4 protein-coding genes and 2 pseudogenes are annotated in these 7749 nt (G+C 45.5%); all 6 read right to left on the bottom strand.

Going from position 1 to position 7749, the window contains the following annotated elements:
• Window positions 1–55 precede the first annotated feature (55 nt).
• The 6 genes and pseudogenes from accA to fabZ all read right to left on the bottom strand — a co-directional run bounded on the left by accA (window position 56) and on the right by fabZ (window position 7746).
• Window positions 56–1015 (bottom strand): acetyl-CoA carboxylase carboxyl transferase subunit alpha, encoded by a 960-nt coding sequence (gene accA / locus BLO31_RS19695; protein ID WP_070970830.1) that lies wholly within the window; start codon window positions 1013–1015, stop codon window positions 56–58.
• A 41-nt stretch (window positions 1016–1056) separates the two neighbouring features.
• A pseudogene (gene dnaE / locus BLO31_RS19690) lies at window positions 1057–4534 on the bottom strand (DNA polymerase III subunit alpha).
• A gap of 107 nt (window positions 4535–4641) precedes the next feature.
• A pseudogene (gene rnhB / locus BLO31_RS19685) lies at window positions 4642–5264 on the bottom strand (ribonuclease HII).
• A gap of 2 nt (window positions 5265–5266) precedes the next feature.
• Window positions 5267–6412, bottom strand: coding sequence for a lipid-A-disaccharide synthase (lpxB, locus tag BLO31_RS19680; protein ID WP_070970827.1), 1146 nt, complete (start codon window positions 6410–6412; stop codon window positions 5267–5269).
• Window positions 6413–6503: 91 nt separating this feature from the next.
• Window positions 6504–7292, bottom strand: a complete 789-nt coding sequence (gene lpxA / locus BLO31_RS19675; RefSeq protein WP_070970824.1) for an acyl-ACP--UDP-N-acetylglucosamine O-acyltransferase — start codon at window positions 7290–7292, stop codon at window positions 6504–6506.
• A gap of 1 nt (window position 7293) precedes the next feature.
• The gene (gene fabZ, locus BLO31_RS19670; RefSeq protein WP_070970850.1) at window positions 7294–7746 is read right to left on the bottom strand and encodes a 3-hydroxyacyl-ACP dehydratase FabZ; all 453 of its coding nucleotides are present in this window, start codon (window positions 7744–7746) and stop codon (window positions 7294–7296) included.
• Window positions 7747–7749: the final 3 nt, after the last annotated feature.

The following is a 7749-nucleotide window of genomic DNA, read 5'->3' as shown; positions in this document are numbered from 1 at the left end:
AAGACAAATAAAAAAGGCTGACCATGGGTCAGCCTTTTTAATCATTGTTTTCAAATTAGCAGTAACCGTAACTCATTAGGCGCTGGTAACGACGCTCTAACAAATCTTCTGCTTGGAACTGCTCTAGTTCTTGTAACTGACGAAGTAGCGTTTCTTTCATGTTAGCAGCCATTTGGATATGGTCTCGATGAGCACCACCCAGTGGCTCTGGAATAATTTCGTCAATAAGCTCTAGTTCTTTTAGACGCGGAGCAATCAAACCCATCGCTTCTGCTGCTTGTGGAGCTTTATCTGAATCGCGCCACAAAATAGAGGCACAACCTTCTGGCGAAATAACTGAATACGTCGAGTACTGAAGCATGTTTACGTAATCGCCAACACCAATCGCAAGCGCACCACCAGAACCACCTTCACCAACGACGTTACAGATAACAGGCACTTTAAGGCCAGCCATCACTTTTAGGTTTGTCGCAATAGCTTCAGATTGACCGCGTTCTTCTGCGCCAACACCTGGGTAAGCACCTGCTGTATCGATAAATGTGATGATCGGCATTTTGAAGCGCTCAGCCATTTCCATCAAACGCAGTGCTTTGCGATAACCTTCTGGTTTTGGCATACCGAAGTTGCGAATCACTTTTTCTTTCGTTTCACGGCCTTTCTGATGACCAATGATCATAACAGGACGACCTTCTAGGCGCGCGATACCACCAACAATGGCTTTATCATCGGCGTAGGCGCGATCACCAGCCAACTCTTCAAACTCTGTAAAAGCGTGCTCAATATAATCTAGGGTGTAAGGACGCAGTGGGTGACGAGCCATTTGAGCCGTTTCCCAAGCGCCTAAATCACTGAAAATTTTCTTCTTTAGTTCCAGACTTTTCTTTTCAAGCTGCGCAATTTCTTTATCTAGATCGATACCTGAGTCTCCGCCGTGACGAGATACATCACGCAAGGCTTCAATTTTCGCTTCAAGTTCAGCAATTGGCTTTTCAAATTCTAGAAAGTTTAGGCTCATCTACGGATCCTTTTTGACTCGGCAACATCGGTCACCGAATATTAATTAAATTCGAGTTCTACTTGGTTCTTTCCAAGCAGTTGTTTTAATTCGTCTAGCAGAGTATCGCTCGGCGTTACTCGCCATTCTGTGCCCAGCGTCAAACGCGCACGAGCATCGTCGCGCTGGTAATACACATTAACAGGGACACTACCAGCTCGATGAGGCTCCAGTACTTTACTGAAGCGCTCGAAAAATGATTCGTCTACTTGAGTCGCATCGATGGAAACCGACAGGCCACGCGCATATTTTTCGCGCGCCGTTCCGAGATCCATAACTTCTCGCGCGGACATTTTAAGACCACCATTGAAATCATCAAAGCTGACCTGTCCAGAAACCACCAAAATTTTATCTTTTTCTAGTAGTTCCGCATATCTATCTAACGCATCTGAGAACAACATCACCTCGATGCGCCCACTTCGGTCATCTAGAGTCATGATACCGATACGACTGCCGCGTTTAGTCGTCATAACCCTAGCGGCAATAACCAAACCGGAAAGTGTCACAGATTGATCGCGCCTTGTTGGTGTCGCATCTTTTAATCGACAACTCGTATACTTACCTAGTTCCTTGATATAGGCATTTATTGGGTGCCCGGTCAAATAAAGGCCAAGTGTATCCCGTTCTCCCTCTAACCATACTTTTTCTGGCCAAGGCGGTACTTTGGTATACTTACTCTCCACTTCTTCTGGGGATTCAGTCAGAACGCCAAACAGATCAGATTGACCAAATGCTTCAGCTTGGTGGTGTTGGCTAGCCGCTTTTACCGCATCGTCTAGCGATGCCATCATCGCAGCTCGGTGCGGCCCTAAGCGGTCTAACGCCCCTGCATAAATGAGCTTTTCGATAACGCGTTTATTGACTTTTTTCAGGTCAATACGGGCACAAAAATCAAATAGGTCCTTGAAGTATCCATCTTTCTGGCGAGCTTCTAAAATCGCTTCAATAGGACCTTCACCTACCCCTTTAATTGCGCCGATACCATAAACGATTGACCCATCTTCATCGACGTTAAAACGATACAGACCCGAGTTAATATCTGGCGGTAACACGGTCAGCTTCATGCGCTGACACTCATCAACCAGTCCTACCACTTTTTCAGTGTTATCCATATCGGCTGTCATAACCGCCGCCATAAACTCGGCTGGGTAGTGTGTCTTTAGCCAAAGCGTTTGATAAGAAACCAGAGCATAGGCCGCTGAGTGAGATTTGTTAAAGCCGTAGCCAGCAAACTTCTCTACCAAGTCGAAGATCTTCATGGCGAGTTCGCCATCAACCCCGTTTTTCACCGAGCCTTCTTCAAACACGGCGCGCTGCTTTGCCATCTCTTCCGGCTTTTTCTTACCCATAGCTCGGCGGAGCATATCCGCACCACCAAGGGTATAACCGGCGAGAACCTGCGCAATCTGCATTACCTGCTCCTGATAGAGGATAATGCCGTAGGTCGGGTCAAGGATCTCTTTTAATGACTCATGCTGCCACTTTTCATCTGGATAGGAGATATCCTCGCGGCCGTGCTTACGGTCGATAAAGTTATCAACCATTCCCGATTGCAAAGGACCCGGACGAAAGAGTGCTACCAGTGCGATAATATCTTCGAAACAGTCTGGTTGTAGACGTTTAATTAGCTCTTTCATGCCCCGAGATTCGAGCTGGAATACCGCTGTGGTTTCTGAATTTTGCAATAGCCTAAATGAAGCGTCATCTTCTAGCGGTATGGATTCAATCAGAACGGGCTCTTTACCCTCTTTTTCTAATCTCGGATTGATGAGCCCCAGCGCCCAATCGATAATGGTCAGCGTACGCAGACCCAAGAAGTCAAACTTAACCAGTCCCGCTGTTTCTACATCGTTTTTATCAAACTGCGTAACGGGGAAATGACCTTCCGCATCGGCGTAAATTGGAGCAAAATCTGTAATTGTGGTTGGCGAAATAACAACACCACCCGCGTGTTTACCCGCGTTTCGAGTACAGCCCTCAAGAATACGACACATGTCGATGAGTTCTTTGACTTCTTCATCTGCCTCGTATAACTCAGGTAACGCAGGTTCCGCTTTAAACGCTTTTTCTAACGTCATTCCCGGATCAGGCGGTACCAACTTAGAAATTCGGTCAACAAAGCCAAATGGGTGGCCGAGCACTCGTCCTACATCGCGGATAACCGCTTTAGCGGCCATAGTACCAAAAGTGATAATTTGCGATACCGCATCACGACCATACATCTCAGCCACGTGGTCGATAACCTGGTCTCGTTTGTCCATACAAAAGTCGACATCGAAATCGGGCATGGAAACACGTTCAGGGTTAAGGAATCGCTCAAAGAGTAGATCGTATTCTAACGGATCGAGATCGGTAATTTTTAGAGCATAAGCAACGAGAGATCCGGCACCGGAACCACGCCCCGGTCCAACAGGGATAGCGTTATCCTTAGACCATTGAATAAACTCCATCACGATCAAAAAGTAACCGGGGAAGCCCATTTGGTTGATTACATCGAGTTCAATTTGAAGTCGATCATCGTATTCAGGCCTTTTCTCTAGTCTGGTCTTTTCATCGGGAAACAGAAACTCTAAACGCTCTTCCAAACCTTCTTGAGATTTCTTAACCAGAAAATCTGTCTCTTCCATACCTTCCGTTGGGAAAGCGGGAAGGAAGTACTCTCCCAAACGCACGGTGACATTACATCGCTTGGCAATTTCAACACTGTTTCTAGCGCTTCGGGAATGTCTGCAAAGAGCTCACACATCTCCTCTTCGCTGCGAAGATACTGCTGTGGGCTATAGTTTTTTGGACGTCTAGGATCTTCTAAGGTATAGCCATCGTGAATAGCTACTCGTATCTCGTGTGCATCAAACAGTGAATCATCAAGAATGACGACGTCATTGGTCGCAACAACAGGCAATTCTGATTGCTCTGCTAAATCAAGTGCGAAGTGTAGATAGTTTTCTTCGTCTGCGCGGCCGGTTCGGGTTAACTCTAGATAAAACCTGTCTTGAAAGTACTGATTGTAGAACTGAACACACTCAGAAACGAGCTGCTGATTTCCCTTCAGTAGGGCTTTGCCGACATCTCCATCCTTACCACCTGAGATGAGTATTAGCCCTTCACAAAGCTCCGCTAGCCACTCTTTATCAATCACGGGTTGGTGTTGAACGTGACCTCTCAAGTAAGCTTTTGAAATCAGTAGCGTTAAATTTTTGTAACCTTGGTTGTCTGCCGCCAGCACGGTGAGCTTGGTCAGTTCTTCCCCAAACTCGGCAGATTGAACGGAAAAGTCAGCGCCAATAATCGGCTTTATACGCAACTGTGTGCTGTCCCATAAAACTTTACCAAACCACATAAGTTGGTAAAGTCGGTGAGCGCCACGGCAGGCATCCCCATTTCCGCTACCTTTTTTACTAAAGGAGGTACTTTGGAAAGTCCATCAACCATGGAAAAGTCACTGTGGACTCGTAAATGAATAAATTTGGGATCTGACATCAATAGGTTCCGGATATCACGACAGCATCTAAAAGCGATAGGTCATTCTAAATAACTTAAAATTAGATGGCTATCTTCAGGGTATATTTTCCTTGAACTAAATCTGACTAGTCAGCCAGACCCAGTGCCTTTTTCACGGGTTTAAAACTCTTTCTATGCTCTTCGATTACGCCGTGCTGCTCAATTGCTTCAAAGTGGGCCTTGGTTGGATACCCCTTGTGCTTGGCAAATCCAAACTCTGGATGACGTTTGTCCAGTTCTTCCATTTCTTGGTCTCGCACAACTTTAGCAATAATTGAAGCCGCACTGATTTCGGCAACTCTGAGGTCCCCTTTAACAATAGCTTGAGCGTTAACGGTCAATTCAGGGATTCGATTTCCATCAACTAAGACAAAATCAGGTTGAATCTTTAGACCTTCAACCGCCCGCTGCATAGCCAGCATGGTCGCGTGCAGTATGTTCAGTTCATCGATTTCTGTTGGAGAACAACGTCCTACTGACCACGCCAGTGCCTTTTCCTTGATTTCTGGTAGCAAAGCTAACCGCTTTTTCTCTGACAGTTTTTTTGAATCGTTTAACCCTTCAATCGGGTTATTGGGATCCAAAATGACGGCAGCAGTAACCACATCACCAACTAATGGCCCACGACCAACCTCTCTACGCCAGCAAATCTTTGATACCCTTCTGGATATTCAAACGGGGGAAATTCAATTTTTGGTTTGGTCGCCATAGTTAACTACTTCGCTTAATCAATGAAAGTACTGCATTTGCAGCTTGTGTATCTGCGTCTTTGCGGATCCAGTGGTGCATTTCTGTAAACCTCTCTACCATTGGGTGAGAATCCGTGTTTAGCAGCGCCGACGTTTCGAGGTAAAGGTTCTCAACAGTACAGTCGTCTTGCAAGTATTCTTTAACCAGCTCTTCGTCAGCCAAAATATTAGGCAGGGAAACATACTTAGTTTTCACCAATCTGCGCGCGATAAAATGCGTTAAAGCGTTAACCTTGTACCCAACCACCATAGGGCGCTTTAACAACATACACTCTAGAGCAACCGTACCTGAGGCCAGCATAACGGCGTCTGCTGCCGATATAACATTTCTCGCCGTATCATTAACCAGTACAAAATCGAGTTCTGGTGCTTGTTCTTTCCAGACTTGTTCAAACTGCTCTCGGCGTTTCTCGTTTACTACCGCAACCACGAACCCCAAATTGGGATTGTCTTTGTATAGGCGCTGACAGGTCTCAATAAAGGGTGGCGCCAACATTTTAACTTCACTACCACGGCTTCCCGGCAGAACGGCTAACCATTTTTTATCTTCGTCTAGCTGGAGTAATTCTCTTGCGGGTGTCTTTTCAACCACAAGTGGAATGGCGTCTGCAAGGGTATGTCCAATAAACTCACAAGGTACTGAAAACTTGTCGTAAAAGGCTTTTTCAAACGGCAAAAATGCTAGAACCAAATTGGTGGCTTGGGCAATGCCGTGGATGCGATTCTGTCTCCATGCCCAAACCGATGGGCTAACATAGTGAACCGTTTTAATTCCCGCTTGCTTTAAATCTTTTTCAACTCTTAAGTTAAAGTCTGGCGCGTCGATACCAACAAAAACATCAGGTGGATTTTCAGTGTAGTAACGAATCAGCTCTGCTTTGATTTTAAGCAGACGAGGAAGACGCCCTAGAACTTCTACCAAGCCCATAACCGCCAACTCTTCCATATCAAAAAGAGATGTGCACCCTTGCGCTATCATCTTCGGCCCACCAATCCCTACAAACTCTGCGTCGGGATGTTGTGCTTTGATTGCTTTGATCATACCTTCACCTAAGGTATCACCAGAAAGTTCACCTGCTATTACACCAATACGCAATGGTTTTTTCATTTTTGCCTCTATTGCTTTCGGGCATATAAAACAGAAAAAGACCGCTACTCATGGAGCAACGATCTTTTTGAATTAAATTGCCATTCGTACTTTAACGAATGATACCACGTTCAGTTCGCTCTAAAATTTCGCAAAAGCCTTTAACTGGTGCGCACTCTTCGGCCATTTCCGCTAGCAAAGGTTTCACCTCTTCTAGCGTTTTACCTGAGCGGTAAATCTCTTTATAAGCCTTGTTCAACCCGCGCAGCTCTGACTTTTCAAATCCGTTGCGCTTCAAACCGACAAGGTTTAAACCAAATGGTTTGGCGTGATTACCTTGTGCAAGGACATAAGGCGGAACATCTTGCACTACTGCACTACAGCCACCGATATAAGCGTATGCACCGACTTCACAGAACGGATGAATGGCAGAAAGTGCCATTACACCAGCGTAATCGCCAACAGTGACATGTCCACCCAAGATGGCATTATTACCGATATGGGTGTGATTGCCGACGACACAATCGTGAGCAATGTGTGCATTCACACACAGCAAGTTATCATCACCAATCACCGTGGTCGCTTTATCTTGTGTAGTTCCGCGGTGAATCTGCACACTTTCGCGAATAACATTGCGATCGCCAACAACTACCGTGGTTTCTTCGCCACCGTACTTTTTGTCTTGGTTTTCTTCGCCCACAATGGCAAAAGGAAAAATGCGGTTATCTTTGCCAATGACCGTTTTCCCCTTAATGACTACATGGGACATAACTTCTGTTCCATCACCTATCTCTACATCTTGTGTGATGTAAGTAAATGGACCTACCGTTACATTTGCACCAATTTTGGCACCTTCTTCCACCACTGCAGCAGGGTGAATTTTCGCTGTTTCATGGATCATATTAGAACTCTCGACGAGCACACTTTAGCTCTGCAGAACAAACGACTTCACCATCCACTTTGGCCACACCATTGAAAGCCGCAATCCCGCGACGTTCTTTAATAAACTCGACTTCAATAACGAGCTGGTCACCCGGAGTAACCGGTCTGCGAAACTTCGCATTATCGACACTAGCGAAATAGTATAGTTCGTTTTCAGAAGGTGCACCGAACGATTTGAAGGCCAGTAGTCCTGTCGCTTGGGCCATTGCTTCTAAAATCAGCACACCAGGAAATACTGGAAGTTGAGGAAAATGACCTGTGAACTGAGGTTCATTCACTGATACATTCTTAATTGCTGTTAGGTATTTTTCTTCTTGAAAATCAACCACTTTATCAATCATCAGGAATGGATATCTATGCGGTAGAAGTTCCTGAATTTCTGTAATATTCATGGTTTTAGTTTCAGTAGTCAAAGT

This window comes from Vibrio sonorensis, from assembly GCF_001854765.1.
GTDB lineage: Bacteria > Pseudomonadota > Gammaproteobacteria > Enterobacterales > Vibrionaceae > Vibrio > Vibrio sonorensis.
This window is presented reverse-complemented; position numbering and strand designations above follow the sequence as displayed.

What these genes read in the sequence shown, in the direction of transcription:
- accA (WP_070970830.1), bottom strand. Translation starts at nt 1,015, where the DNA reads ATGAGCCTAAACTTTCTAGAATTTGAAAAGCCAATTGCTGAACTTGAA.
- lpxB (WP_070970827.1), bottom strand. Translation starts at nt 6,412, where the DNA reads ATGAAAAAACCATTGCGTATTGGTGTAATAGCAGGTGAACTTTCTGGT.
- lpxA (WP_070970824.1), bottom strand. Translation starts at nt 7,292, where the DNA reads ATGATCCATGAAACAGCGAAAATTCACCCTGCTGCAGTGGTGGAAGAA.